At 28.0% G+C, this 24,207-nt stretch carries 28 protein-coding genes; 10 read left to right on the top strand and 18 right to left on the bottom strand.

Going from position 1 to position 24,207, the window contains the following annotated elements:
* The first annotated feature begins 190 nt into the window (after window positions 1–190).
* From D6T69_RS13205 to D6T69_RS13220, 4 genes are all read left to right on the top strand, one after another.
* Window positions 191–1,390, top strand: a complete 1,200-nt coding sequence (locus D6T69_RS13205; RefSeq protein ID WP_125069311.1) for a site-specific integrase — start codon at window positions 191–193, stop codon at window positions 1,388–1,390.
* 331 nt (window positions 1,391–1,721) lie between these two features.
* Window positions 1,722–2,108: a lipocalin family protein gene (locus tag D6T69_RS13210; RefSeq protein ID WP_125068224.1), complete on the top strand. Its 387-nt coding sequence runs from the start codon at window positions 1,722–1,724 to the stop codon at window positions 2,106–2,108.
* A 26-nt stretch (window positions 2,109–2,134) separates the two neighbouring features.
* Window positions 2,135–3,046, top strand: coding sequence for a hypothetical protein (locus D6T69_RS13215; RefSeq protein ID WP_125068226.1), 912 nt, complete (start codon window positions 2,135–2,137; stop codon window positions 3,044–3,046).
* Window positions 3,030–3,251 (top strand): hypothetical protein, encoded by a 222-nt coding sequence (locus D6T69_RS13220; protein WP_125068227.1) that lies wholly within the window; start codon window positions 3,030–3,032, stop codon window positions 3,249–3,251. The genes D6T69_RS13215 and D6T69_RS13220 overlap by 17 nt, the downstream gene beginning before the upstream one ends.
* Before the next feature lie 57 nt (window positions 3,252–3,308).
* Here the strand turns inward: D6T69_RS13220 and D6T69_RS13225 are convergent, their stop codons facing one another.
* From D6T69_RS13225 to D6T69_RS13250, 6 genes are all read right to left on the bottom strand, one after another.
* Window positions 3,309–4,511, bottom strand: coding sequence for a pentapeptide repeat-containing protein (locus tag D6T69_RS13225; RefSeq protein ID WP_125068229.1), 1,203 nt, complete (start codon window positions 4,509–4,511; stop codon window positions 3,309–3,311).
* A gap of 145 nt (window positions 4,512–4,656) precedes the next feature.
* The gene (locus D6T69_RS13230) at window positions 4,657–5,097 is read right to left on the bottom strand and encodes an ASCH domain-containing protein (RefSeq protein WP_125068230.1); all 441 of its coding nucleotides are present in this window, start codon (window positions 5,095–5,097) and stop codon (window positions 4,657–4,659) included.
* Complete coding sequence (locus tag D6T69_RS13235; protein ID WP_125068232.1) at window positions 5,060–6,565, bottom strand: PIN domain-containing protein; 1,506 nt, start codon at window positions 6,563–6,565, stop codon at window positions 5,060–5,062. Before D6T69_RS13235 ends, D6T69_RS13230 begins: the two co-directional genes overlap by 38 nt.
* Window positions 6,562–7,086, bottom strand: a complete 525-nt coding sequence (locus D6T69_RS13240; RefSeq protein WP_125068234.1) for an ATP-binding protein — start codon at window positions 7,084–7,086, stop codon at window positions 6,562–6,564. Before D6T69_RS13240 ends, D6T69_RS13235 begins: the two co-directional genes overlap by 4 nt.
* 10 nt (window positions 7,087–7,096) lie before the next feature.
* A complete protein-coding gene (locus tag D6T69_RS13245; RefSeq protein ID WP_125068236.1) occupies window positions 7,097–8,098 on the bottom strand; it encodes a hypothetical protein in 1,002 nt (333 codons plus the stop codon).
* A gap of 64 nt (window positions 8,099–8,162) precedes the next feature.
* The gene (locus D6T69_RS13250; RefSeq protein ID WP_125068238.1) at window positions 8,163–8,723 is read right to left on the bottom strand and encodes an N-acetyltransferase; all 561 of its coding nucleotides are present in this window, start codon (window positions 8,721–8,723) and stop codon (window positions 8,163–8,165) included.
* Between the two features lie 248 nt (window positions 8,724–8,971).
* On the opposite strand from D6T69_RS13250, the gene D6T69_RS13255 reads away from it, so the two are divergent.
* From D6T69_RS13255 to D6T69_RS13270, 4 genes are all read left to right on the top strand, one after another.
* Window positions 8,972–9,316 carry a hypothetical protein gene (locus D6T69_RS13255; RefSeq protein WP_125068240.1) on the top strand — a complete coding sequence of 115 codons (345 nt, stop codon included), beginning with the start codon at window positions 8,972–8,974 and terminating at the stop codon, window positions 9,314–9,316.
* Window positions 9,317–9,400: 84 nt separating this feature from the next.
* Window positions 9,401–10,291: an AAA family ATPase gene (locus D6T69_RS13260; RefSeq protein ID WP_125068242.1), complete on the top strand. Its 891-nt coding sequence runs from the start codon at window positions 9,401–9,403 to the stop codon at window positions 10,289–10,291.
* Window positions 10,275–11,261: a DUF3871 family protein gene (locus D6T69_RS13265; protein WP_125068244.1), complete on the top strand. Its 987-nt coding sequence runs from the start codon at window positions 10,275–10,277 to the stop codon at window positions 11,259–11,261. The genes D6T69_RS13260 and D6T69_RS13265 overlap by 17 nt, the downstream gene beginning before the upstream one ends.
* Window positions 11,262–11,316: 55 nt before the next feature.
* Window positions 11,317–11,574 carry a hypothetical protein gene (locus D6T69_RS13270; protein WP_125068246.1) on the top strand — a complete coding sequence of 86 codons (258 nt, stop codon included), beginning with the start codon at window positions 11,317–11,319 and terminating at the stop codon, window positions 11,572–11,574.
* Window positions 11,575–11,745: 171 nt separating this feature from the next.
* Here D6T69_RS13270 and D6T69_RS13275 read toward each other — a convergent pair whose 3' ends face one another.
* From D6T69_RS13275 to D6T69_RS13305, 7 genes are all read right to left on the bottom strand, one after another.
* Window positions 11,746–13,935, bottom strand: coding sequence for a DEAD/DEAH box helicase family protein (locus tag D6T69_RS13275; protein WP_125068249.1), 2,190 nt, complete (start codon window positions 13,933–13,935; stop codon window positions 11,746–11,748).
* 1 nt (window position 13,936) lies between these two features.
* A complete protein-coding gene (locus D6T69_RS13280; RefSeq protein ID WP_125068251.1) occupies window positions 13,937–15,082 on the bottom strand; it encodes an AAA family ATPase in 1,146 nt (381 codons plus the stop codon).
* Between the two features lie 348 nt (window positions 15,083–15,430).
* Window positions 15,431–16,003: a phosphatase PAP2 family protein gene (locus D6T69_RS13285; protein ID WP_240628320.1), complete on the bottom strand. Its 573-nt coding sequence runs from the start codon at window positions 16,001–16,003 to the stop codon at window positions 15,431–15,433.
* Between the two features lie 2 nt (window positions 16,004–16,005).
* Window positions 16,006–17,055 (bottom strand): peptidylprolyl isomerase, encoded by a 1,050-nt coding sequence (locus D6T69_RS13290; RefSeq protein WP_125068253.1) that lies wholly within the window; start codon window positions 17,053–17,055, stop codon window positions 16,006–16,008.
* 87 nt (window positions 17,056–17,142) lie between these two features.
* Entirely contained in the window at window positions 17,143–17,868 is a 726-nt protein-coding gene (locus D6T69_RS13295) for an FKBP-type peptidyl-prolyl cis-trans isomerase (RefSeq protein ID WP_125068254.1), read from the bottom strand.
* Window positions 17,865–18,407 (bottom strand): gliding motility-associated peptidyl-prolyl isomerase GldI, encoded by a 543-nt coding sequence (gene gldI / locus D6T69_RS13300; protein WP_125068256.1) that lies wholly within the window; start codon window positions 18,405–18,407, stop codon window positions 17,865–17,867. Before gldI ends, D6T69_RS13295 begins: the two co-directional genes overlap by 4 nt.
* Window positions 18,397–19,425 (bottom strand): DHH family phosphoesterase, encoded by a 1,029-nt coding sequence (locus tag D6T69_RS13305; protein WP_125068258.1) that lies wholly within the window; start codon window positions 19,423–19,425, stop codon window positions 18,397–18,399. The genes gldI and D6T69_RS13305 overlap by 11 nt, the downstream gene beginning before the upstream one ends.
* An 81-nt stretch (window positions 19,426–19,506) precedes the next feature.
* Between D6T69_RS13305 and D6T69_RS13310 the strand changes: the two genes are divergently transcribed.
* Together D6T69_RS13310 and D6T69_RS13315 are read left to right on the top strand one after the other, a co-directional pair.
* On the top strand, window positions 19,507–20,514 hold the full coding sequence (locus D6T69_RS13310; protein WP_125068260.1) for an alkaline phosphatase D family protein: 1,008 nt from the start codon (window positions 19,507–19,509) through the stop codon (window positions 20,512–20,514).
* Between the two features lie 108 nt (window positions 20,515–20,622).
* Window positions 20,623–21,042 (top strand): nucleoside-diphosphate kinase, encoded by a 420-nt coding sequence (locus D6T69_RS13315; protein ID WP_028892988.1) that lies wholly within the window; start codon window positions 20,623–20,625, stop codon window positions 21,040–21,042.
* Window positions 21,043–21,179: 137 nt separating this feature from the next.
* Here D6T69_RS13315 and D6T69_RS13320 read toward each other — a convergent pair whose 3' ends face one another.
* The 5 genes from D6T69_RS13320 to recF all read right to left on the bottom strand — a co-directional run bounded on the left by D6T69_RS13320 (window position 21,180) and on the right by recF (window position 24,125).
* A complete protein-coding gene (locus tag D6T69_RS13320; RefSeq protein ID WP_125068262.1) occupies window positions 21,180–21,644 on the bottom strand; it encodes a hypothetical protein in 465 nt (154 codons plus the stop codon).
* Window positions 21,645–21,697: 53 nt separating this feature from the next.
* Window positions 21,698–21,928, bottom strand: a complete 231-nt coding sequence (locus tag D6T69_RS13325) for a hypothetical protein (RefSeq protein ID WP_125068264.1) — start codon at window positions 21,926–21,928, stop codon at window positions 21,698–21,700.
* An 86-nt stretch (window positions 21,929–22,014) separates the two neighbouring features.
* Window positions 22,015–22,491 carry an Hsp20/alpha crystallin family protein gene (locus tag D6T69_RS13330; protein WP_125068266.1) on the bottom strand — a complete coding sequence of 159 codons (477 nt, stop codon included), beginning with the start codon at window positions 22,489–22,491 and terminating at the stop codon, window positions 22,015–22,017.
* Window positions 22,492–22,709: 218 nt separating this feature from the next.
* Window positions 22,710–23,009, bottom strand: a complete 300-nt coding sequence (locus D6T69_RS13335; protein ID WP_047790448.1) for a DUF721 domain-containing protein — start codon at window positions 23,007–23,009, stop codon at window positions 22,710–22,712.
* 36 nt (window positions 23,010–23,045) lie between these two features.
* A complete protein-coding gene (gene recF, locus D6T69_RS13340) occupies window positions 23,046–24,125 on the bottom strand; it encodes a DNA replication/repair protein RecF (protein WP_125068268.1) in 1,080 nt (359 codons plus the stop codon).
* Window positions 24,126–24,207 lie beyond the last annotated feature (82 nt).

Genomic DNA, 24,207 nt, shown 5'->3' on the forward strand with positions numbered 1-24,207 from the left:
TAAATAAAAAAAGCTTACAAATTTGTAAGCTTTTTTTATTTTACAGGGACTACAGAGATGTTTACTTCAACTCTCAATTATTTTCAAATTAAATTTATAAACTTTTAAAACCTTTTTTATCAAAAGAAAAGGCATACAATTAGGTGTACCAAAAACTTCTCTGGTGTACCATTTTAACCCTCCTGAAAACATGAATAACTTAAAAATATCAATACTTTTTTATCTTCAAAAAAACAGAACCAACAAATTAAACAAATGTCCTATTAGATGCAGAATAACATTTTTAAAGAAACGTAAAGAATTTGCAACAGGATTATTCATTCCTCCTCTTAAATGGGATAGTAAATTTCAAAAAGTTAAAGCTAGTAATAATGAATACGAAATTATAAACACTCAACTAAGCCTGATTAAACAAAAAATTAATCAGGCTTTTTTATTTCTACAAATGCAAGGAAGAGAGTTTACCATACAAGATATATATTTAAAGTACAAAGGAGAAACTCCTAAAGAGCAAAAAACTGTGATAGATATTATAAATTATCACAATAATAGAATGGAAAAACTAATAGGAATAGAAGCTACATATACCTCTTGGGAAAAGTATCATCAAACAAAAAAACATATTATAGATTTTTTACAATATAAATACCATAAAAAAGACTACTTGCTAAAAAACTTAAATGAAAGTTTTTTATATGATTTCGAGTATTACTTACAAACTGAAAAAAAGTTTAAACCTTCAACCATTTATAAAACAATACAAAGATTTAGAAAAATGATAAAACTCGGTATTTCTTTAGACTACATTAAAAAAGACCCCTTTATGTTGTTTAAAGTAAAACGGTATAAAAAAGAAATTGTATATTTAAATACTTCTGAGTTAAATAAATTAGTCAACTATACTTTTACTCAAACTAGACTACAACAGGTAAAAGACTTATTTATATTTTGTTGTTACACTGGGTTAGCTTACAAGGAAATGTCAAATCTAAAAAAAGAAAACATTATTACAAACTTTGATGATAATTTATGGATTAAAATGATACGTCAAAAAACCAATAAAACTATTTCTATCCCCCTCCTACCTCCTGCTCTAGTTATACTCAACAAGTATCAAAACGAAAATGAATTATTCCCTAAAATATCTAATCAAAAATTCAATTCTTATTTAAAAGAAATTGCTGAAATAGTTGGAATACAAAAACATTTAACTCATCACATCGCTAGAAAAACTTTTGCTACAACAGTTTTATTATATAATGGTGTTTCTATGGAAATAGTTAGTGAATTATTAGGGCATTCTAAAATGAGTATTACACAGGAAAGTTATGGAAAAGTAGTTCAGAGAAAAGTTAGTGAACAAATAGCTATTCTAAAAAAGAAGCTTTAATACTGAAACCCATAATATAGAATTATCAAATATCAATAAATTTATAATTTAAAACTCAAATAGTTTATTATTTTTACAATTGAAACATAAAAATATAGGTGTTTACTTATAACAAGCTCCTTGTACAGGAATCCGCCAAATTTCAATAGTAATCATAGGAGCAGTACAATAAGTAGATACACACTCAATTTGGGTGTGTTATCTCTGTGCTGTTTAGTATGATTAAGGTTCTTGGCGGAGCCTCTGTGCAGCTGAATAAGTAGGAGAGCACACCTTTCTTTTTTACTAACATTTCTGTTAGCTTCTCCGCAGAAAATTAAATATTTTAATTATGAAAAAGATTTTTATCTTATCATTAACACTATTTACCTTATTATCATGTTCACCTGATGATGAAACAGTAGATACCACAACAATTTTAGGAACTTGGAAATTAATTAGTCATTCAGACACAAATCCACTTCCAGATTGTATGAAACAAACTAGAATAATATTTATAGAACATGGTAATTTATCTGGTGAAATATATGAGCCTAACGGAGAAAATTGTGATAAGACTAATTTAGTTGCTAGTTATGAAAAAGAGACAGAAACCTCTTACACTGTAATTGGAAGTTCTACTATTCTTGCTGAAGTAGAATTAGAATCAAACAAATTAATTTGGACAGAAAAAAGCTCAACAAAAACAAGAATATTAAACTTTATCAAAGTCAAATAATATTTTTAAATCTGTAAATAACAATCATGCTAGCTATTCTAAAATATTACTTTCAAAAATTAAAAGAGAGTAATACTGAAATAAAAGACATTACAAAAATAATTAATAAAACTTGGTTTCAATTTGATAATACTGGAACTCAAAAAAAATGGTTTTTCAAAAGTGCTAATCGATTGAGTATCTCTGTTAATGGTATTATATCTGATGGTACTTATGAATTTGTAAATGGTTATCTAATAATTAGAATAGGAAGTGAAAAACTGTTATTTAATAAGAGTTATTTTGAAAAAGATGTTTTGGTGTTAGAGAAAGATTCTACTAATGCCGAAACATTTGTTTTCTTTAATGAGAAAAATCTTAATAGAGAAGATTTTATAGCTTTAATTGCTAACTATAGAAAAAAGACACTCAATATTAAAGAACTAAAATTATTAGATAATACTATAGTGGAGGTCATTGATGGTAATTCTAAGTTTAATATTGAAGGAAAAAAGGTTCTAATAAACAATGAGCAAACTGAACTAAAAGAATTAGAAACTGAACAGGAGCTTATTGTTTTAAATGATAGTATAATAACCAATCGTTTTTTTAAAGGAGAGTATGTTTTTAACAAAAAGAATAAAGTTACTATACTTCAGAAGTATAATAATATTTCTTCAGGAGATTTTGTCTACAATTATAATGATAAATTGGAAGATGATTTTTATAAAGTAGGAGCAATAAAAGGAGTAAGGATAGAAAATAATAAAGTTGTGAGAGTTTATTCAATTTCAAAATTGAAAACAATTTTTGGAAAACAAGTTGAATATTGGCATAAGTTTAAAAACTCATATTCTTCAGGCGATATATTTTTTTTATTAGGAGGTATTGCTAGCAATGGGTATTATATGTTGGATAACTTTAAGATAGTTAAAGTTAAAAATGGAAAAGTATATTAAATTAGATTCAGGAGAAGTAATTAAACAAATAAGGCACGTTTGTCCTGAAAAAGAAAAAATTTATGCTAAAACTATTGTTTATTATAATAATGAAGGTGTAGCTTATAAAATAACTGAATGGGTACAAAATAAAGATAAGTCTATTACCTATAACAGTAGAGACATACCACACTTTAATTGTTTTGGTGAGTTAAAATTACAATAAAGGAATAAAATTTTAATAATAAAATTTGGTAAATTGGCTTAGGTCATTTTACCAAGTTTATTTACTGTATTTTCTAAAAGCCTGTATAGTCTGAAAATAACCATAACCTATAAATATTTTTCCAACAAATAAAATTACATAAGGAGAACCGTAATCTTCAATTCCAAATGGTTTAAATTTCCATATCGTTATATTAAGAAACTCAAAATAATGTCTAATAGTTTTTCCAGTTCCATCCCAAGAAAAAACTAAATATTCGGAAATTGACCATAAAAATAAGAGGTAAAAAAATAAAGCAGCAGCAAAAGTGAATAGGACACCCTTTCCCCATTTTGTGCCAAAATCATTAGATATTGAATTAAAAAATACAATTATTTGATCATTCATTTTAGAGTTGTTGTCTACTTTTAATTCTTTCTCATAGATAAACATTTCTTTCTTTTTAAATTCTAAAGAATTAATCAAATTACCAGAAGACTTAAATTCATTTTTTATAATTCTGAAAGTTTCTCTCATTCTTCTATATGCTACAATATCATCTACTTCTTTTTTATTAATATTATCACTACTGCATAGCCAATATTCATCAGGGGTATGATTCGTTTCAACATTCCAGAAATGTAACTGACATTTAAAGTTAGCTCTAGATAAATCAAGAGCTCCTTTGAAACTAGCATTCTCAAAACTAATCATAGTTGAAGATTTGACTTTGTTATATAAAAATTGAGTTTGTTTTTCAAAAGTAGCATTTGAAAAAATAGCTCTGTCTAAAAAATCAGTTAAATGGAATTGTTGATTAGATTTAAATCTTGCCCAATAAAAGTCTACTAATTTGTTGAATGTAGTATTTAGGAATATTGCATCCTTATGAAAAGTAGACCTATGAAATCGGATATTATCATTAAAAGTAGAATTATTAAAACTTAAATCAGCTTTAAAATGACAATTCTTAAAAGAAATATCTTCTAAAAAAACACAGTTTATAAAATATACACTTTGAATAAAGGTACATTCATTAAAGTTGTATCTTGTAATATTTTTAGAAGTAATATTAATAGAATTATCAATTATGATACGATACTCATCTTGATCTTTTTTTATGTTTAAAACGTCCAGACTAGCTTTATAGATTTTATTTAGCTTTTCAGATTCATTATTAAAGTAGGTGATTTTTATAGAAAATATTTGAACACCATCTTCTTCTTTATGAGTTATATTATTTTTATTTACTCCTTGATTAATTAGTTCATTATATGTCATAGCGTATTTTCATCTTAATAAGTACTTATAGATATATTTTTATAGAGTATTTACATTTAATTATAATCTTTAAACAAGGAGAACACACTGAATATTTTTTTAGCAAGGATAATTAAAAAAACATATTGTATTTAATCTAAATTAATTAAAAAGTAATAGGTTTTGATATTGTTTGCTGCTTTATATTTTGAGCTTTTTCTTCTTCTAAATATATGTATGATTGAGGGGCATAGAAATTTTCAAAAAAATCTGCTGGGTCAATTCCTATTTTAAATTTTTCAACTTGTGAAATCTTAATAGAAAAGCCAGTTTCAGCTTCTTGATAGTAATTAAAAAAATCATCTTTATTTATCCCTCCAACTTCATTAAACTCTTTCCAAAGGTTTTTTGGGGTATCCTCTACAATTTCTTTAATTGTAAAAAAACCTATAATTTTCTTCTCAGGTGAAGAAGAATAAACAAATATTTTATCTACTGGTCTTTTAAAAATTTTCTTTCTAAACTCTACTTTTTTCTCCCCAGACATTATAGCCTGAGCATATATAGGTTTAATTGATAATATAACGCTTGTCAAAGTATCCTTCATTGTCTAATTTAATATAGTCAGCTTCTTTTAATTCTGTAATTGTTTGTATTTTATTTTTTAAACTATCAATTTCTTTAATCTTTTTTAAACTGATGTTTTTTTTCAAATATGTTATTAGTCTAAAAATAATAACGTTTAATTGTTTTTTTTCTTCTAACCAATTTTGTAATTCTTCATCAGTAAAAACAGTTTTTTTTCTCACAATACTCCATAACTCATCAAAATCTTTAACAAAGCTAATACTTTCTAAAATTCCAATAGGCTCAATTACTTGATTAGTTTTAGATGAATAAAAAAACAAAATATCACCTTTTTGAGGTTTCTTGTTTTTAGAGTTTGATATATAGGCTTTTATAATTGTGTTTCCTTGTATTTCATTTAGACTATCTGGTGCTGTATCGAATAATGTAGGGGTTCTTAATTTACCATCTTTAAATAAAGTACCATAAAATTCAGGTCTAATTGGAATAACATACTTTTTGATTTTAGAATTGTTTAAATAAAAAGGATGAGCAGAAATATTGTTTTCTACAATATTAATTTTCTCTTTATCCAAGCATTTTATCATTCTATACTCAGATAACCCTTGACTATTTATGAACTCACTTTCATAAAATCCAAACTTTTTAAGTAATCTAATAAGGTGAACTTGTTTTTTATATACTGTTAAATATAAATACTTAATCTCTCTATTTATACATAACTCAAACATTTTATTTAAAAATAATTCTCCTAGTTTTATACCAAAAGCTGTGTTATCAACTTTAAGAGTGCATATTTTCAAAGCATCCTCAAAAATATTAGGCAATTTATGGTCTTTAATTTTTTCAACATTATAGATTAAAATTGCTTGCAGGTTGTTTTCAACTATGAGAGAATAGCATTTTCTATTTTGAGTAACACACTTTTCCAACCAATCATTAAAGCTATCTGTACCGTAATCATTTCTTAAACTATCAAAAAAAGAGCTACTAAATAAATATTCAATATCACGTATACTTTGTTCTTGTAATATAGGATGAGTTGGAATTCTAAAAGTAAATTTTTCTTCTAAAATTTTTAACATTTCTTCAATAGTTAAAACTCTATTCTTTAGATTTATTTTTTTTGAGTTTTTATGTATGCCATTATCATGAGTTATAAAGTAATCTACAAAACCTTTATATAATTGAAATAATTGTTTGTTGTCTATTTCATCATTTATTTTAGTTGAATTCAATTGCTTATTGAAATCATCAGGTAGTTTTGCATAGTTTTCTAACGACTCATATTTATTTAACTTTGAAATTATAATCTTCTTACGGTTTGTATTTTTATCTCTACTAACATCGACAGGAATTGCTTGTGGATGATATAAAACAGAACATTCATTTGTTATTGCTATTCTATAAAATTTGGCAAAAGCTTCAGAAATAACCTTATTATCTTCAAGTCCAATTAAAATATTTGTATCTATTAATATTCTCATAAGCTTTCCAAATATCTAAATAAGCTCTTGGTGTTATTATTTTTTACTTCAATCAAAGGGATTTTTAGTTTATTTGAAATATAAGTAGCGTGTTCAATTTCCATTTCTTGCATTTTTTTTAGAATACTTAAATCATAGTTTGAGTTATCTCTATTTTTTAGTCTCTTTAAAATAACTTTCGTTTCACAAGTTATCAATATTATCGAAACAGGGTTAATACCTTCAAAAGTACCTTCTTCAATTTTAGTAGGTACATTTTTAGAGTTCAGAAGAACAAAATGTCCATCTAATAAGTATTTTTGATTTGGCTCAATAATTCTTTTTAAATTATTAATTAATCTATCCTGAGTAGATGAGATATTTTTAACTTTTTTATTATTTAAATCACTTATTTCATCCCATTTTAGTACTTCGCTAGCCGTTAAATGATTAAAGTTAAATTTTTGAGCTAAATTCTTACAAATAGTACCCTTTCCGACACCATGAATTCCACTCACAAAAATAATTCTATTCTTTTTCATTCTATCTATATTACTTTTTTATGTACACTTCTAGCTTATCAGATATCTTTATTAATTCATAATTTGAGTTGATTTCTTTCAATTTCTCTTTGTCATAAATAGGGTAAAAAGATTGAACACGTTTAAAATTGACATTTCCTTCTCCTTTTACTTGTTTTATTCTAGTTTGCACCCATATCTGATAGACAACATTGTCAAATGAAAAAATTATGTTATCAGTATTATCAATATTTATTTTTTTTAATTTATCAATTTCAATTAAAATATTTTTTAAGTCTATGTGTAATTCTTTAGGGTAAAAATTTTTGTGATGATATGTTTTTTCAGGCTTGTCTTTTATTTTCGCTGCATAATGTCTATTAATAATATGGACAAAGGAGTATATAGTCAATTCAATTGTTTGTCCAGAAAAAGGAATCTGAAATTCTGATTTATCATAATCTTCCATAACAGATTTAGTTAAATGATAGATATATTTAGATTGTAAGATAATTTTATCCTTTTGTAGTTCATATGCTTTTTTTACCTTTTTGAAATTCCTACTTAATCGAGGAAATTTTTTCTCAAGGTCTTTTAGTTCTCTACGTGTTTCAGCTGCTATTTCTTGTAAAATTTGGTCTGTATGGTTGATAATTTCTATTCCTTTACTCCATCCATTAATTACTTTTTGAAGAGTTTTAAAATCTTTTGTTTGTTCATTTAAAGAGACTTCAACTATTTTACCTTTTCTAGCTTTGTAAAAAGGACCTTCTAAATTATTGTGAAAATAGGTTAGGTATAATTCTCGAAAGATAAAATCATCACAAAAATCAAAATTTTGTGGTTTACCATCATCTTTTAAAGAAAGAGATAATCCGAGGCATAAAAACTCTTTTTCTCTCTCTAGTAAATTTTCACCATTTATAGCTCTTTGTCTTAGTTCTTCAAAAATTTTTCTAGTTCTTATTTGCTCACCCTCAGAACCGTTTTTAAAATCCAATTCTTCAGGAGAATAATGCTTTTTCTTTTTCATTTAAAGTCGATAATTATTATATTTTTTATGTACTGATATTTTAATAATGATGAGTGCTATATAATTAACTGAGAATCTTTTGAATTGAACCATTGTTATCAGAGAAATAATTAACTTCAAATCCCATTTTAGAGTAAAATGCAATTAATCTATCCTTGTGGTCATAATCATTACTACTAAGTTCACCAGTAATTTTATTTATATTGTTGTTTTTTGCAATTTTAAAAAGATGATTCATAGCGACTTCTCCGTGACCATTACTATTACCACCTTGTATATCTTTTATAAAGTATTCACCTTCTCTTTTTATAGCCCATAGAACTAATTCTCGATTCAAATTATACTCAATGTTATCTATGTTAAATATTTCAATTTCACATTCTCCTGCTTTGATTGCAGTAAGAATATTAACTCCTTTTTTTGTTTTTTCAATAAAACTTTTAGAATTAGGATGAACCCTATCGTTTAGTAAAAAGCTAATACGTTTAAATCTATTTCTTTCAAATTTTAAGTCGCTTTCAAGAGCTTTTTTTTTCTTTTCTAGTGAGTAGGTTTTTTTAAGGTATTTGTTTTTTAAAGCTTCAAACTCTTTGACCTTTTTGTTGAATAGTAATCTAAATATCATCTATATGGGGTATGTGTATTTAACAGTTTTAGTTTGAATTTAAAAATAATGAAATATTTTAAACTTTTATATGAAAACTTCACAACTTGGCTAAAGTCAAAAAGCCAACTTTTGCCAAAAAAATATTTTTTAATTTTTTTTACAACTTTTTTCTGGAATAAGAATACTTGATAATTAAACAAACACTCCCCCCTTAGACTGAGGATGGCGGAGTACCCTCCCTATTGTTTAATTTAAAAATTTAAATCATGGTTACTATTAAAGGACACAAACAAAGAGAAAATTCAGAAGGAGAAAAGTTTAATGTATTAGTTGTTCAAGGAGGTGTTACTCCTGTAAAAAGTAAAGATACAGGAAGAATGTATTTTACAGCTAAAACAGCAACAGTTTCATGTACTTTCGACGAAAACATGTGTGAGGATTTAGTGGGGACAAAATTCCCTGGTGAGATTGTTAAAATAGAATGTGAACCATTCGAGTATGTTATTCCTGAAACAGGAGAGGTAATTACTCTAACACATCGTTGGGAGTATCGAGATGAAGTGTTGGAGGAAATTAACGAGCAGTTAATACCAGAGAGAGATGTGATATAATCACATTTTGATATTACTAATAATCAAAGAGCCATAATAGGCTCTTTTTTTTTTTGATATATACATTAATTAAAAATTCATTTTATGAAACTACAACAAGCAAAGAAAGGACAAGTTAAACTCCGTATTGGTTTAAGTGGAGCTTCTGGTTTTGGTAAAACCTATTCAGCACTTTTATTAGCCTATGGTATTACCAATGATTGGAGAAAAATAGCTGTTATTGATACAGAAAATGGTTCAGCTAATCTGTATGCAGAACTAGGTAATTACAATACAGTTGCATTGCATTCACCTTATGCACCAGAAAGGTATATTGAAGCTATTGAATTGTGTGAAAAAGCACAAATAGAAGTAGTGGTAATTGATAGTATCACACACGAATGGTCAGGCACAGGTGGTTGTTTACAAATTCATGAGCAACTAGGAGGAAGGTTTCAAGATTGGGCAAAAGTAACACCAAGGCATCAAGCTTTTATAGATAAAATCTTACAATCAAACTGTCATATTATAACTACTGTTCGTAGAAAAATAGATTATTCTTTAGATGTTAATTCAAATGGAAAATCTAAAGTAATTAAGCATGGAACAAAAGAAATTACCCGAGAGGGATTTGAGTATGAACTGACAGTAAATTTTGAGTTAGTAAATGATAAACATTTAGCAGTAGCAAGTAAAGATAGAACTGGCTTATTTATGAATAAACCTGAATTTATTATCTCTTCTGGAACTGGTAAACTACTAAAAAAATGGTGTGATAGTGATACAACTATAGAAAATATTTTTAGTGAAATAAATCAATGTTTAACAGTTGAAGGATTGAGACACATTTATACTAAATACCCTAACCTTCAAGAAGCTATAAAAGAAAAGGTGTTAGAGAGAAAACAAGAAATAGAATCTTCTAATTCTGAAATTTTAGATAATAATAAAATCGTTGAATCCATAAAACCAAGTAATAATGGAGTTAGTTCTTAATAACGTAAATTCTCAATCGAATCAAATAGTTCCAGAAAAGAGAGATAAGTCAAAATTTAAAAATCCTTTTATAGAAGCTAATACAAAAGAGGTTACTGTTCAGCATTTGGTTAATGACACTATTTTACCTGTATTCTCAAAAGACAATGAAGTTACTATTAGTCATGCAGAGTTTATAAATACTACAATAGAAGCGTTAGAGCAAGTATTCCCTATTCACCAATTCAATGAGCCTAATGTTAGAGTTTCTCATATTGTAAAGGGAAGAATACCTAGTGCTATTGGTAAACCTGTTAAAGAACTACAAGAACATGAGAAAACTATCTATTATGAAAGAATGGCTTTCTGTATTGAAATACCAAGTATTAAGCAAAATATTAATGGTAATGATTTATCACTTGTAGTTGGAGGTGTAAGAGCTTTTAATAATGAGAATTTATATAGTAAAAAATCATATGAAAAGTTTAAAGTTTTTATTGGTTTTGTGAATGCAGTATGTACAAATTTATGTGTTGCTACTGATGGTTTTAAAGATGATTTAAAGGTGCTAAATACTAGTGATTTACAGCAAGGAATAATTAATCTTTTTAAAGCTTATAACCAAGAGAAGCATTTTGGAAATATGGAAAGGTTAAGTAAGTATTATTTATCAATGGAACAAGTGGCTCACTTAATCGGTAAGATGAAAATGTATCAATATTTAAACACTTCCGAGAAGAAACATTTATTTCCTTTGGATTTTAATGATACTCAAATTAATACTATTGCTAAAAACTACTTCAAGGATGAAAACTTCAATGTTTCTCCAGAAGGTATGATAAACTTATGGGAGCTATATAACTTATTTACTGGAGCAGTAAAAAGTACCTACATAGATACTTTTCTGCAACGTGAGTTACGAGCATACGAGTTTATCCAAGAACTAGCTAATTCATTACAAAATGAACAGCCTAATTTTTTTCTCCATTAATATAGTATAGCTAAAAGTGATAAAATATTATGTTAGATTTTGGAGAAAATGAGATATGAGAAAAAATGAAATAGTATCGTTTAATAAATATTATGCACCTAATAGAATTTTAGTTGTTACTTCTTGGAATAAATTAATTAGTCTGCATTGCCCTTTCCCTGTACAGTTTTTGTACAATGTTGATAGGTTCAAAAAAAATCAAATAGTGATAGTAGAAGCTACTGCATTAGCCCAAAATGGAAAATACGTATTCAAAATTAAGGGTAAATGGTTTTTCTACTATCATTTTGAAATACTTTGTTATAATATATAGCTAAAAGTAATTCTTGAAGTTTATGTTGCATTTTGGGTAAACTCTTTTGAGACTTTTTCTTCTTAAAAAAATGCTGAAAACGAGTGTGAATTAATCTCAGTTTAAATCCACCCCATCTAACTTGATATTTATATAAAAGTAACTTTTTACGAGGGTTAGTTTGGGTGGATTTTAACAGAGAGTAAAAAAATCATCATCAAGATTTTTACAAATAATTAATTTGGGATTCGACAGGATTTTATTTTTCTCTGGAACCCCCCAAAAAGCACCGCCTTCTTTATTCATAGCTATTTGTTTTGAAGTAATTAAATCTAAATATTTTTTCCTTTCTGGAAGAACTAAATCATCTTTATTTAATTCTTTTTCGAATATAACTGATGATATGTTTTTCCCATTAGATTGTATTCTCTTTTCTTTTTTACTTTTTGTTAAAAACAAAGCATCAACTAAGCATTCTACTCTTTCATTAATAAACCCATCTTTATTAGTTAATTCAAAAGGTAGCTCTTTAAATATTTCCAAAGATGAGAATCTATTAGTTAAGAATAATGCCAATTCAGAAACAACTGCATTATCTTTTTTTAAACAAAATTCGAAAGTGTTTTTTAAAAGCTTAAATATTGCTTTTTGTAATGGATTTAGAATAGCAGATTCAAGTTTATAAACGAATTGATATTCATAATTTAAAATTTTTATTTCGGTATGTGTATCAATAAACCAACTGAAATATAGAGTTAGTAAGATTTTATTAAGTTCTCTTTTTGACTTTCTACTTGTAAGGTAAATAGTTTCAGGTAATGATTTAATATACTCATAATTTCCAATAACAGGAACTAACAATTTCCCTTCAAAATAAGGAGATGATATTATTTTGGTAACTTCTGGTTTTATCTTAATATCTTTCAAATTCAGATATCTTCCTATTTTGTTATTATAAATATTCGAGTTATATCTATCTATACCTTTACCTTGAATGATTTCATAAGAAAATTGCTCGTGATTCTGGATGAATTGATTGCTATATCCTTCTAAAATTTGTTCTAATTTTCCTTTTTCAATTTTATCACTTAAAGTGTCTTTATTGGTATCTAGCGTCTTTAATTCAGTAGAAATATCAGAGTAGCTATCTAATGCTTCTTTTAATAAAACAGGAGACTTATATCTCTTACTACGTTGTTTTTCTAAATATGAATATTGCATTAAATATCTTAATACAAGTTGTTTGATAATATCATTTTGAGTACCAACATCAGATAAAATACTATTTGTATAATTTTGAGGAATACCTAACATGTAAACAGTTTCAATCAGTGATGTTAATGTGTCAAATTCAGATTTTAATTGAGTGGTGATTTCACCATCATTTCCTTTTTCTGAACTTTTATTAACGACGTCAATATTAATATCTAATTTTTGTCTAAAACGTTTTGAGAACTGTTTAATCTCTTTAGGGTTTGACTCGAATAGAACTAAAGCTCTACCTATCTTTTTATTTTTAATATTAGCACCTGTACTAATTACACTTGTACATATTAAAAAGTTGATATTTTCATCAATAGTCATTTCCTTTACAAGTTGCTTGTATGTTTTCTCTTGCTTATGATGAGAGGTTAAAGCTTTTGATTGATATCCTAATTCTTGAAGCTTAATATTAATTTCTTCGCATTGTTTAGTGCTATTTATAAAAATAGTATTCAAATAATCTTTTGAGAAATCAATAGAGACACTTTCAGCAAAAGAGATAGCTAAATCAACAGCAGACTTTTTTGAGTTAAATATGTTAACTGTAGCTTTTTTTTCATTCTCTTTCTTAACTTTAATTTGAGTTAATTTAAACAATTTGTTAATGTATTCATCAGGTGTTCCTGTCATTAAAACTACTTTAGATTTTGATTGAAGTAATAGTGAAACTTCTGCATCAAAGTAACCTGTATTAATAGAGTCATTTTTTGAAGGATAACAATACCCTAGTGAATGAGCTTCATCTAAAACAATAATATCGTTTTCATTTAAATCATTGATAATATGCTTTAGACTCTGATAAGTGCTACATATAATTTTATCTGTATCAAGTAAAGTTTTTCTTTCAGAACTAGAATTTAAGATTAAATCTATTTTGTAGCCTTTCTCTTTAAGGTCAGTTTCAAATTGAGATTGAATTATTAAAAAAGGAGCACAAAATATCAATCTACCTTTTCTTTTATTATTCTTTAAGTCAATTCCTATTTCTACAAATAAAGACGTTTTACCTGTACCAGGGTTTGAGTCAATTAAAATCGTTTTATTACTATCAATTATATCTAAAACTTTAGCTTTATAATATGAAAGATATTCACCTTTAGTTAATTGTAATTCAATCATATTATTTCTTTTCAGATTGTAATCTTAATCTTTTTAAAATCCCCATTTTATTTTCACCTTGTTGGTTTTTACATATTGTTTCAACAGTTGATTTACTAATAGATAATCCCTCATTAGTTAATTGTTCTGCAATTTTCCTAAGAGGTACATCTTTCTCTTTCAACTCCAAAACTCTTTTTATTATTTCAGGATTATTAGATTTAGTTCCTGAAAGTTTTTTTGCTACAATATTTGAATTTTCAAAAAGTAGAGTATTATTATCAAGCTCTAAAAGCTGACCAGTCTTCTTGTATTTAGATTCTAAAAAATTAGATTTTAAAACCCATAAAGCTGTATGTTTTCCTTTAGGTCTTAACTCTAAAACAGACCTCATTTTTGCTTCAAAAGCTTGTGAACCTATAATGTTATCTTTTGAAGGTTCATTTTTTTGAGTTCTTTTACCTGTATGATGTAGAAAAATTATCAAACACCCATACTTCTTAGCTAGTTTATCATATTGATTTAGGAAAGTTCTAACTTGGGTATTTGCATTGATTTCTTTAGTAAATACATCTGTAAATGCATCAATAACAATTAAATCTACAGGATTGTGTTTTAACTTACTCTCTAATACACTAAGTAATTCAGTAGTATCAAATATAAAATCTAAATTATTTAAATTTTCGATATTAACATTATCATTCTTAGCAATTATACCATCAATCTGTTTTCTTATTGAATAACTAATGGAGTTAGAATCATCCTCTGTACTCACAAAAATTACTTTTTTATGTTTTGGTTTTAATTCATATCCAAGAAATGTTTCATTTTCCAAAACTATAGAAATAGATAACTGTCTTAAAAAAGTAGATTTCCCACTGTCAGAAGTTCCAACCAATGATGCTAACCCTACAAGTTGTAGAAAAGGATCTAATAAACGTGGGATCTTTGTTGTTTTAAAGTTGTATAACTCTAATGCAGAATAGTTTGTTTTATCACTACTGGTAGTAAGTGAGGCGTTAGCCTTTTGTTTTTTGCTTTTTTTAAGCTTTTCAAGTTTCTGATTGTCAATGTCCCCATTTTCATTTAAAATTTTCATCAGTTCTGTCACCTCAATTCCTTCAGGGAAACTTTGCTCTATTTCATTGTGCTTGTTTTTTTCAGACATACAAAATCAATTATAATTATTTTGTGTCCAAAATATATATTTATATATAGGACAGGACACCTATTTTCTTTCAATTACTTTTCCTTTTTTCTGGAATAAAAACTAATTTAACAAAAAATACATCTAAAAACATGGCAAAAGACACACTTTTAGGCATACAACTAAAATATAAAACAGTTAAGATATTAATAATCAATAAATAAAGTATTAAATATAAAATCCCTCTTTCTCCGCAAGTCCGAAGCGAAAGCTTCGGATTTTTTTTTAGGGGATTAAAGAAAAAAAGCTTACAAATTTGTAAGCTTTTTTTATTAATTAGAAACAGTAACGTTTCTTATAACCTTAATACTACTCTTTCCCTAACCCAATTCTCTTCTCTAAAGCTAAGTATCCAAAATAAAATAGTGTTCCTAAAATTACCCCTGAAACATATCCTGTAGTTACGTCTACTGGAAAATGTACACCTAGGTATATCCTACTGTATCCGAAAATCAAAGGAAATAAAATCATTAAGTAAATTAACCTAATGTGCTTTCTCAACAATAGAATTATAAAAGTTGTTATTGTAGTAGATAACGAAGCATGACCAGACCAGAAACTATATCCTCTTGGTTTATATGTAAAGCCTCTCAAATACTCTTTCAAGCCTTCTGTATTACATGGTCTAATTCTTTCTGTAGAATTTTTAATCAAGTTTGTAAATTGATCAGAAAAAGCAACAATAACCGCTATAAATAACACTGTAAATAATCCTTTTTTCCACCCAAACTGTTTAAACACTAAAAACAGCACAAAAGCAAACAAAGGCGTCCAAGTAAATTGATTGGTTATTGTTAACCAAAAACCATCCCATTGCTCACTTCCTAAATTGTTAAGATAAATTAAAAGTTCTTTATCTTTTTGTATAATATTTTCTATCAAAACTACTTTCCTACTTTTAATACTTCTATTTCAAAAATTAAATCTGACTTTGGTGGTATTGGCCCTACTCTACGATCACCGTAACCTAAATAAGAAGGTATAAACAATCGTACTTTATCTCCTTCTTTCATTGTTTTCACTCCTTCTTTCCAGCCTGCTATTAGTGGAAGTTTTTCATCATCAACCGTAAATACAAAAGCCTCTCCTTTATCTAAACTAGAATCAATCTTTCTTCCATCTGCTAAATACAGCGTATAATGTGCAGTTGTTGGTAATGCTGGATTTACTTTTTTTCCATTTCCTTTCTGTAATGACAAAATTTTCAAACCAGAATCAGTTGTAATTGCATCATTAATTCCTTGTTCTTCTTGATACTTTTGTTTTAACTCTTCTAGCTTTTTCTTTCTCTCTTCTTCTTTCTTTTCAACATTTGCTAATTCATTTTCAAAAACTACTGGAGCATCAAATTTAGCCGCCTCTTCTCCTATTCTTAAAATTTCTACATGTTTTATATAATCATTCTTTTGAATAGTATCCACTACTGCTTGCCCTTCTAAAACACGACCAAAAACTGAGTGCCCACCATCTAACCAAGGTGTTGCTTTATGTGTAATAAAAAATTGACTCGAATTCGTAACTGGTCTTGAGTAATTTGCCATGGACAATACCCCTGGTCCATCATGCTTATACAATAAATTACCTTCATCATCCATTGGGAATTCATCGGCAAATGTATAACCTGCATCACCAGCACCTGTTCCTGTTCTATCCCCACCTTGTATCATAAAATCTTTAATAACCCTATGAAACTTCGTTCCATCATAAAACGGTGTTCCTTTTAATGAATCTATCATTTTAGGATGTGTTCCTTCACTCAATGCTACAAAGTTCGCCACTGTCATTGGAACTTTATTATAAAAAAACTTTACTAAAATATCCCCTCGATTCGTTTGGATATCTGCATACAATCCGTTTTCTAAATTAGGATATTTCGCTGATTTGCATGATACAAACACTATCAATACAACAAGTACAATTTTAAATAATTTCATTTATTTCGTTTTATTTTCTCTTATAAACAATTAATTAGGTTAACAACAAGTGCTAACCTAATTAATTATCAACTATTTAAGTTTTATTTATTTTACTTCTAATAACTCTACTTCAAAAACTAAAGCTGAAAAAGGCTTAATATGTTGTCCTCTTTGTTGTGGACCATAAGCTAATTCTTGTGGAATAAAGAACTTATACTTTGCTCCTGGTTTCATCAATTGTAAACCTTCAGTCCATCCTTTAATTACTTGACCTACTCCAAACTCAGCTGGCTGTCCTTTTTCTACTGAGCTATCAAACACAGTTCCGTCAATTAAAGTACCGTGATAATGAACTTTAACTCTAGAGCTAGCCGTAGGAGCATCTCCTTCACCTTCTTTTAAAACAACATATTGTAAACCGCTTTCCGTAGTTTTTACTCCATCTTTTGTTTTATTTTCCGCTAAAAACTCTTCTCCTGCTTTTTTATTATCTCCAAACTCAGCTTCTGCTTTTTTAGCTTGTTCTTCTTGCATTTGCTTCATTTTTTCTTGTTGCTTCTTCTGAAAAAATGCTCTTAAGATATTGTTTATGTCTTTTGATTCTACTAGTAGATTTATAGAGTCCATTCCGTTTTTAAAACCTTGCACGAATAAATCTTGATCCATTTCATCAAAATTCGATTTGATTTTATTAGCCATATCTAAACCTAAAGCGTAACTCACAGAATCTACTTCTGTTGCTAATGAACTTTTTTGTTTAAACTGACCGTTACTACATGAAACAATTGATAAACCTACAACTGTAGCTGCTAAAATGTTAGTTAATTTCATTCTTCTTTTTTTGATTTTATATCGATTAATGTTACTGTACTTTGTATTGGCTGATTTACAGCTATTTTATTTCCATCTCCCGTAACTCCGAAAGCCCTGTATGATGGAATGACAAATGTAATGGTTTCTCCTTTTTTCATCAACTTTATTCCATCTTGTAATGCAGGAATAAAATCTTCTTTATCTACCTTATAACTTCTCTCCCTTTTCTCATAAAGAGCACCTCCATTAAGATCAGCTATATTATATGACAGCATCACTAAATCTTCGGCTTGAGGAGAACTTGAATTTAACGTGTCTTTTGTTATATAAGTATACCAAAAACCATTAGGCGAACTTTTATATACTTTAACGGTATCTTTAGCTACCCATTCTTCCAAACGTTTTTTCTCTAAGGCATTCAACCTCTTATTCTCTTTGAGAACTTCCTTATAAAAATTTGTAGTACCCTGTTGCTTTGGTCTTCTTGCTTCTGGTTCTTTACAGGAAACCACAGCTAAGAAAATTATAAAAACAAAAAATATTCTTCTAAGCCTCATACGAATCTTCTAACTCTTTTTGATATGTAGGTAATAACGACTTAAATCTCTCTATCGTATTTTCCAAGCTATCATCACTTCTCCCTCCTGCTGCATTATCATGTCCTCCTCCATTAAAATAATTACGTGCAAACTGATTTACAGAAAATTTCCCTTTTGAGCGGAAAGATATTTTTACAATTCCTTGTTCTTCATCTTCTATAAAAATAGCTGCAAATACAATTCCTTTCAAAGATAGTGCATAATTTACTACCCCTTCGGTATCTCCTTTTTCGTAATTAAATTTCTTTTTCTCTTCTTCAGTTAGGGTAATAAAAGCTGTTTTATACTCTGGTAAAACTTTCATATTACTCAATGCTTGACCTAATAGCAGTAATCTATTATATGAATTTGCATCATGAACATTGCTGTGAATTCTATCGTTTTCAGCTCCTTTATCTATTAAGTCTGCAATAATTCTATGAGTAGTACTAGTTGTAGATCTAAAACGGAATGAACCTGTATCAGTCATAATCCCTGTATACAAGCAAGTTGCTATATCTTTATCTATCAATTCAACATCGCCCATCATTTCAATAAAATTATATACCATTTGACATGTTGATGACATAGATGTATCGGAATACATATACATAAAGTCGTCCGGTTGTTGATGGTGATCTATCAGAGCAAAATCATTTTCATATTGCTCTAATGTATTTTGCATGTCATTCCCTACTCTATGCAACGCATTAAAATCTAATAAAAAAACTATATCAGACTTTCTTAAAGCTTTGACTGATTGACTATTCTGACGATCAAAACGTTTTACTGTTTTCGATCCAGGAATCCAGTGTAAAAAATCAGGATATTCATTTGGCATTAACACCTGAGTCTTGTGTCCTTTTTTATCTAAATAATGTTTTAGCCCTAATGTTGAACCTATTGCATCTCCATCAGGATTTCTATGCCCAATTATTACAACATTTCTAGGTTCTGACAAGAATTCTTGTAGTTCTGTAAAGTGTTTCAAAATCATAAAGGGCGAATATACAAATTAATGCTATATTAACCTTTTTATGTATTTCTTTTTGTTTCTTCGTTTAAAAATAAAAACTTAATGAAATCTAATAAATTTACCACTTTACTAATCTTTACTCTAGGTGTATCCTTTACCTCTTTTTGTCAAGAAACATTCACTATTGCTTTTGGATCTTGCAATAACCAAAAACTTAACAACCCTTTTTGGGAAGACATTCTATCGCTTCAACCAGATGTATGGGTATGGGGTGGAGATAATATTTATGCCGATACCAATAACATGCGTAAGATGGAACGTATGTATAAAACTCAAAAAAATGTAAAAAGTTATAAAAAGCTAACCACTAAGATTCCTATTCTTGCTACATGGGATGATCATGATTACGGTAAAAATGATGCAGGAGTAGAATTTAAAATGAAGAATGAAAGTCAACAACTATTTTTAGATTTCTTAGATGTTCCAAAAAACTCTCCTAGAAGAAAACAACAAGGTGTTTATCACTCTAAAACTTTTAAAACAAGTAATGGCAACATTAAAGTTATTGTTTTAGACACTCGCTACTTTAGAACTTCACTTACTAAAGGTACTAACGGACAACGTTTTCAACCTAATAAATATAACGAAGGTACTATTTTAGGTAAAACACAATGGAAATGGCTTACAAGCGAATTAACAAACTCTACCGCAATCTTTACTATAGTAGTTAGCAGCATACAAATACTACCTAAAGAACACGGATTTGAAAAATGGGCTAACTTTCCACACGAAGTGGATAAATTGTTCAGTCTAATCAAAAAATCAACAAATACAAATGTCATTCTTCTTTCTGGTGACAGACATATTTCTGAGTTTTCTAAGACTAATATTAACGGATTAAAATATCCAATTATAGATTTCACATCAAGTGGATTAACACATGCATATTCTTCATTTTCTTCAGAAGAAAACAACTTCAGAATAGGAAATGTTGTAAATTCTTTAAGCTATGGAACACTACTTTTAGACTTAAAAACTAAAAAAGCTACCTTTCAAATGCGTGGCAAAAATAAATCTATCTTACAAGAAATCAACCAAATATACCCTTAACTTGCTAATAACATTAAAAAGTGTATTTTTGCGCCGATTTATGCGAAGTTTGCATAAGCAACAACAATTAAGGAATTTATCATATACTGATATTTATTACATTTAATAATGGCAACAAATAGAACTTTTACAATGATTAAACCAGATGCTGTTGAAAACGGACATACTGGTGCAATTTTAGAAAAAATTAATGCTGCAGGTTTCAGAATCGTAGCTATGAAAAAAACACAGATGACTAAGCGTGATGCTGAGACTTTTTATGGAGTACACAGTGAACGTCCTTTCTTTGGTGAGTTAGTAGAGTTTATGACTCGTGGACCAATCATCGCTGCTATCTTAGAAAAAGACAACGCAGTTGAAGATTTTAGAACTTTAATTGGCGCTACAAACCCAGCTGAAGCTGCTGAAGGAACTATCCGTCAATTATACGCTACTTCTATTGGAGAAAATGCAGTACACGGTTCTGATTCTGATGAAAACGCAGCTATCGAAGGTGCTTTCCACTTTTCTGGTAGAGAAATGTTTTAATCTTTAATTTAGATTACTGAATTTATAGATATTATAAAGGCTCGCTACAGTTTTGTAGCGAGTTTTTTTGTAAATCTTACTTCAACTACTCTCCCTTTACCAAATAAAAACACATCCTTTAATCTAATTTAAATTTCTTATTTAGGATTTATAAATTCAGACTGATATTTTTCCAAAAACTTCTTCTGCCTATCTTCCATTTGTTTCATTATTTTATCTATTTCCATAAATTCTCTACCAAAATTACTTTTAAAAAAATCATTACTAAAGTAATGTTTACTAAAAAGAGAATCTTCAGAAAAGACATCTTCAAAACCTTTCTTTTGAAATTCTGAAAAGTTTGTGAAAAATTTAGATTTAAATGATTTTAACAAACTATCTCTGTCAATAGAAGAAAGATTTGTTTCATTGTTGTTAAGTGACCAGGTATAAATACTATCATACCTTATCAAGTTTCCATTTTCATCAAACTCTTTATCAACTTTCCAACTTCCTTTAGGTTGCTTTTCTATACGCTCAACACCTTCTTTTTGTTTATGTTTTTGACCATTACAACTAATAGTTAACAAAGCCAAGACAATACATAATATATACTTTCTCATCTTTTTTATTTTTTATTAAACAGTTCGTAAAATTGACAAAATGAATTAAATCTCTACACCTTATACAAACCTCCTGTTTCAGGTAATTTCACCAAATTGTTTTGATGAAATATTTTTGATTTCCGTTCGCCATCTTCATACCAAACGCACTCTAAATAAGTATCTTTATTATTTATCCCTAATAAAACATCTTTCTTCAGAATGTATTTGAGTACTTCCATCTTTGTAGTCTTATTACTACCTTTCAATTTCACCCAATCTCCCGATTTAAATTTTCTAGACATACGGTTGTACATTAAATTAATAGAAAAAGATTTATAAAGGAGACTGATAGTTCAGCCTCCTTACCTCCATTAAGGATAAAAAATCATTATGAAATTTTAATTGTTCTGGCTGGTTTTTGTTTCGCTTCATCTTTTTTGGGCAAAAAGATATTTAAAACACCATCCTTGTAGCTAGCATTAATCTTATCATCATTCACGCTTTCTGGTAGCGTAAATGTTCTTTTAAACGAAGAATACCCAAACTCCCTACGAATATAATTCTCTTGTTTTTCTTCATTAGTTTCATTTGTTTCTGTACTAATAGATAATACCTGATTATCAATATTTATATGAAAATCAGATTTACTTAAACCAGGAACAGCCATTTCTACAATATAACTGTCTGCTCTTTCTTTAATGTTTACTTTAGGTAAAGTAATACCTCTGTTAAAGTTCGATGTAAGTACAGCTGGTAAATCTCTATTAAACATATCGTCTAACCAACTAGATAAGTTAGGGAAGTTTAGATTTGAATTAGTGCTTGTTAAACTTCCGTTTTTAGGAACATTAATTAAATTGCTCATAATTACAAAATTTTAATTAAACATTATTTCAAAAATGAAATCTTATGCGATTTCAATAATCTATTTTACAAATAATGAACCAAAATAAAAATTACAAAACTCCTTTAATTAAACTTTTAAATTTCTTTAACACACAACTGTTATTTTTTCAGCGACACACTATCATCCGCTAAAAAACTGTCATTTTGTCATTCTTAAAACAAACCAAAAAACTTTTTTTAAACCAACATCAGTTTTTTAACAAGCTCCTCTCCTATTTCCTCATTAATCATACGTATAATCTTATCTTTTCCGTAACTTAACTCTTCTCGTAGTACCGAAGAAGATAGACGAACAATTAAAGTTCCGTTTTGTAATTTCACTTCACTAGTATAAGAAGCTACTCCTGCACCCATCAGCTTTTCCCAAGCTTCATCAATATGAATTTTTTGAAATCCTTTTTTCAACTTATTATTCTCCTGAATAAAGCTTCCCATTAAATCTTTGATTGAAAAACTATCGTTTTCTCTTTTAGCCATTTGATTTACTTTTTGCCTTGTTTTCTTGCAATAAGATTATAATTTAAAAATCTGATACTCTTGATTACTCTTTTTTATCACTTCCTCTGTTCGATCGGCATGTGTATCTGTAATAAAAATTTGCCCAAACTCATCACTATTCACTAAATCAACAATTTGAGCAACCCTATTTTCATCTAACTTATCAAAAATATCATCCAATAACAAAATAGGAGTTACATTAGATTGCTTTTTAATAAATTCAAACTGCGCTAATTTTAATGCTATCAAATATGATTTTTGTTGTCCTTGTGAACCAAATTTTTTAATGGGATGTTCCTCTATTTCAAAATTTAAATCATCCTTATGAATCCCTACCGATGTATACTGTAGCATTTTATCTTTCTCTAAACTTTGTTGCAACAAAACTTCTAAAGACACCTCGTGTAACTGACTTTTATAACGTAAATTTACTTCTTCATTTGCTCCAGAAATAATTTTATGCTTATCGTTAAAAATAGGCACAAACTCTTCTAAAAAAGCTTTTCTTTTGTTATAAATAATCGTTCCATACTCAATTAACTGCTCATCGTATACTTTTAAATTTAACGCATCAAATGTTCTATTGGCAGCAAAATACTTCAACAATGCATTTCGCTGACTCACCGTTTTAGTATACGAAATTAACGTTTGTAAATACTTTTTATCTTGTTGAGAAATTACTCCGTCAATAAATTTACGACGAGTTTCGCTTCCTTCAACAATTAAATCCCTATCCGCAGGAGAAATAATCACCAACGGTAGCTGCCCTATATGTTCAGAAAATTTTTCGTAGGCTTTTCCATTGCGTTTCAATACTTTTTTCTGACCTCTTTTTAAGGAACAGATAATTTTTTCTTGTCGATCGTTTAACAAATAATCTCCTTCAACCATAAAAAAATCTTGACCATGTCGAATATTCTGTCCTGCAATCGAATTGAAGTAACTTTTAGCAAAAGACAAGTAATAAATTGCGTCTAACACATTGGTTTTTCCAATACCGTTATTACCAACAAAACAGTTAATTTTCTTTTGAAAATCAAAAGTTTGTGATTCAATATTCTTAAAATTAACCAAAGAAAGTTTTTGCAAATACATGAATAAGCCCTGTTACTAAAAGAAAGCGCAAATTATCGAAAATTTACGAAAAAACGACTTTTAAAATCCAATTAAAAAAACT

It is taken from the genome of Tenacibaculum singaporense, from assembly GCF_003867015.1.
Classification (GTDB): Bacteria; Bacteroidota; Bacteroidia; order Flavobacteriales; family Flavobacteriaceae; genus Polaribacter; species Polaribacter singaporensis.

What these genes read in the sequence shown, in the direction of transcription:
- D6T69_RS13205 (WP_125069311.1), top strand. Translation starts at nt 191, where the DNA reads ATGAATAACTTAAAAATATCAATACTTTTTTATCTTCAAAAAAACAGA.
- D6T69_RS13210 (WP_125068224.1), top strand. Translation starts at nt 1,722, where the DNA reads ATGAAAAAGATTTTTATCTTATCATTAACACTATTTACCTTATTATCA.
- D6T69_RS13215 (WP_125068226.1), top strand. Translation starts at nt 2,135, where the DNA reads ATGCTAGCTATTCTAAAATATTACTTTCAAAAATTAAAAGAGAGTAAT.
- D6T69_RS13220 (WP_125068227.1), top strand. Translation starts at nt 3,030, where the DNA reads ATGGAAAAGTATATTAAATTAGATTCAGGAGAAGTAATTAAACAAATA.
- D6T69_RS13225 (WP_125068229.1), bottom strand. Translation starts at nt 4,511, where the DNA reads ATGACATATAATGAACTAATTAATCAAGGAGTAAATAAAAATAATATA.
- D6T69_RS13230 (WP_125068230.1), bottom strand. Translation starts at nt 5,097, where the DNA reads ATGAAGGATACTTTGACAAGCGTTATATTATCAATTAAACCTATATAT.
- D6T69_RS13235 (WP_125068232.1), bottom strand. Translation starts at nt 6,565, where the DNA reads ATGAGAATATTAATAGATACAAATATTTTAATTGGACTTGAAGATAAT.
- D6T69_RS13240 (WP_125068234.1), bottom strand. Translation starts at nt 7,086, where the DNA reads ATGAAAAAGAATAGAATTATTTTTGTGAGTGGAATTCATGGTGTCGGA.
- D6T69_RS13245 (WP_125068236.1), bottom strand. Translation starts at nt 8,098, where the DNA reads ATGAAAAAGAAAAAGCATTATTCTCCTGAAGAATTGGATTTTAAAAAC.
- D6T69_RS13250 (WP_125068238.1), bottom strand. Translation starts at nt 8,723, where the DNA reads ATGATATTTAGATTACTATTCAACAAAAAGGTCAAAGAGTTTGAAGCT.
- D6T69_RS13255 (WP_125068240.1), top strand. Translation starts at nt 8,972, where the DNA reads ATGGTTACTATTAAAGGACACAAACAAAGAGAAAATTCAGAAGGAGAA.
- D6T69_RS13260 (WP_125068242.1), top strand. Translation starts at nt 9,401, where the DNA reads ATGAAACTACAACAAGCAAAGAAAGGACAAGTTAAACTCCGTATTGGT.
- D6T69_RS13265 (WP_125068244.1), top strand. Translation starts at nt 10,275, where the DNA reads ATGGAGTTAGTTCTTAATAACGTAAATTCTCAATCGAATCAAATAGTT.
- D6T69_RS13270 (WP_125068246.1), top strand. Translation starts at nt 11,317, where the DNA reads ATGAGAAAAAATGAAATAGTATCGTTTAATAAATATTATGCACCTAAT.
- D6T69_RS13275 (WP_125068249.1), bottom strand. Translation starts at nt 13,935, where the DNA reads ATGATTGAATTACAATTAACTAAAGGTGAATATCTTTCATATTATAAA.
- D6T69_RS13280 (WP_125068251.1), bottom strand. Translation starts at nt 15,082, where the DNA reads ATGTCTGAAAAAAACAAGCACAATGAAATAGAGCAAAGTTTCCCTGAA.
- D6T69_RS13290 (WP_125068253.1), bottom strand. Translation starts at nt 17,055, where the DNA reads ATGAAATTATTTAAAATTGTACTTGTTGTATTGATAGTGTTTGTATCA.
- D6T69_RS13295 (WP_125068254.1), bottom strand. Translation starts at nt 17,868, where the DNA reads ATGAAATTAACTAACATTTTAGCAGCTACAGTTGTAGGTTTATCAATT.
- gldI (WP_125068256.1), bottom strand. Translation starts at nt 18,407, where the DNA reads ATGAGGCTTAGAAGAATATTTTTTGTTTTTATAATTTTCTTAGCTGTG.
- D6T69_RS13305 (WP_125068258.1), bottom strand. Translation starts at nt 19,425, where the DNA reads ATGATTTTGAAACACTTTACAGAACTACAAGAATTCTTGTCAGAACCT.
- D6T69_RS13310 (WP_125068260.1), top strand. Translation starts at nt 19,507, where the DNA reads ATGAAATCTAATAAATTTACCACTTTACTAATCTTTACTCTAGGTGTA.
- D6T69_RS13315 (WP_028892988.1), top strand. Translation starts at nt 20,623, where the DNA reads ATGGCAACAAATAGAACTTTTACAATGATTAAACCAGATGCTGTTGAA.
- D6T69_RS13320 (WP_125068262.1), bottom strand. Translation starts at nt 21,644, where the DNA reads ATGAGAAAGTATATATTATGTATTGTCTTGGCTTTGTTAACTATTAGT.
- D6T69_RS13325 (WP_125068264.1), bottom strand. Translation starts at nt 21,928, where the DNA reads ATGTCTAGAAAATTTAAATCGGGAGATTGGGTGAAATTGAAAGGTAGT.
- D6T69_RS13330 (WP_125068266.1), bottom strand. Translation starts at nt 22,491, where the DNA reads ATGAGCAATTTAATTAATGTTCCTAAAAACGGAAGTTTAACAAGCACT.
- D6T69_RS13335 (WP_047790448.1), bottom strand. Translation starts at nt 23,009, where the DNA reads ATGGCTAAAAGAGAAAACGATAGTTTTTCAATCAAAGATTTAATGGGA.
- recF (WP_125068268.1), bottom strand. Translation starts at nt 24,125, where the DNA reads ATGTATTTGCAAAAACTTTCTTTGGTTAATTTTAAGAATATTGAATCA.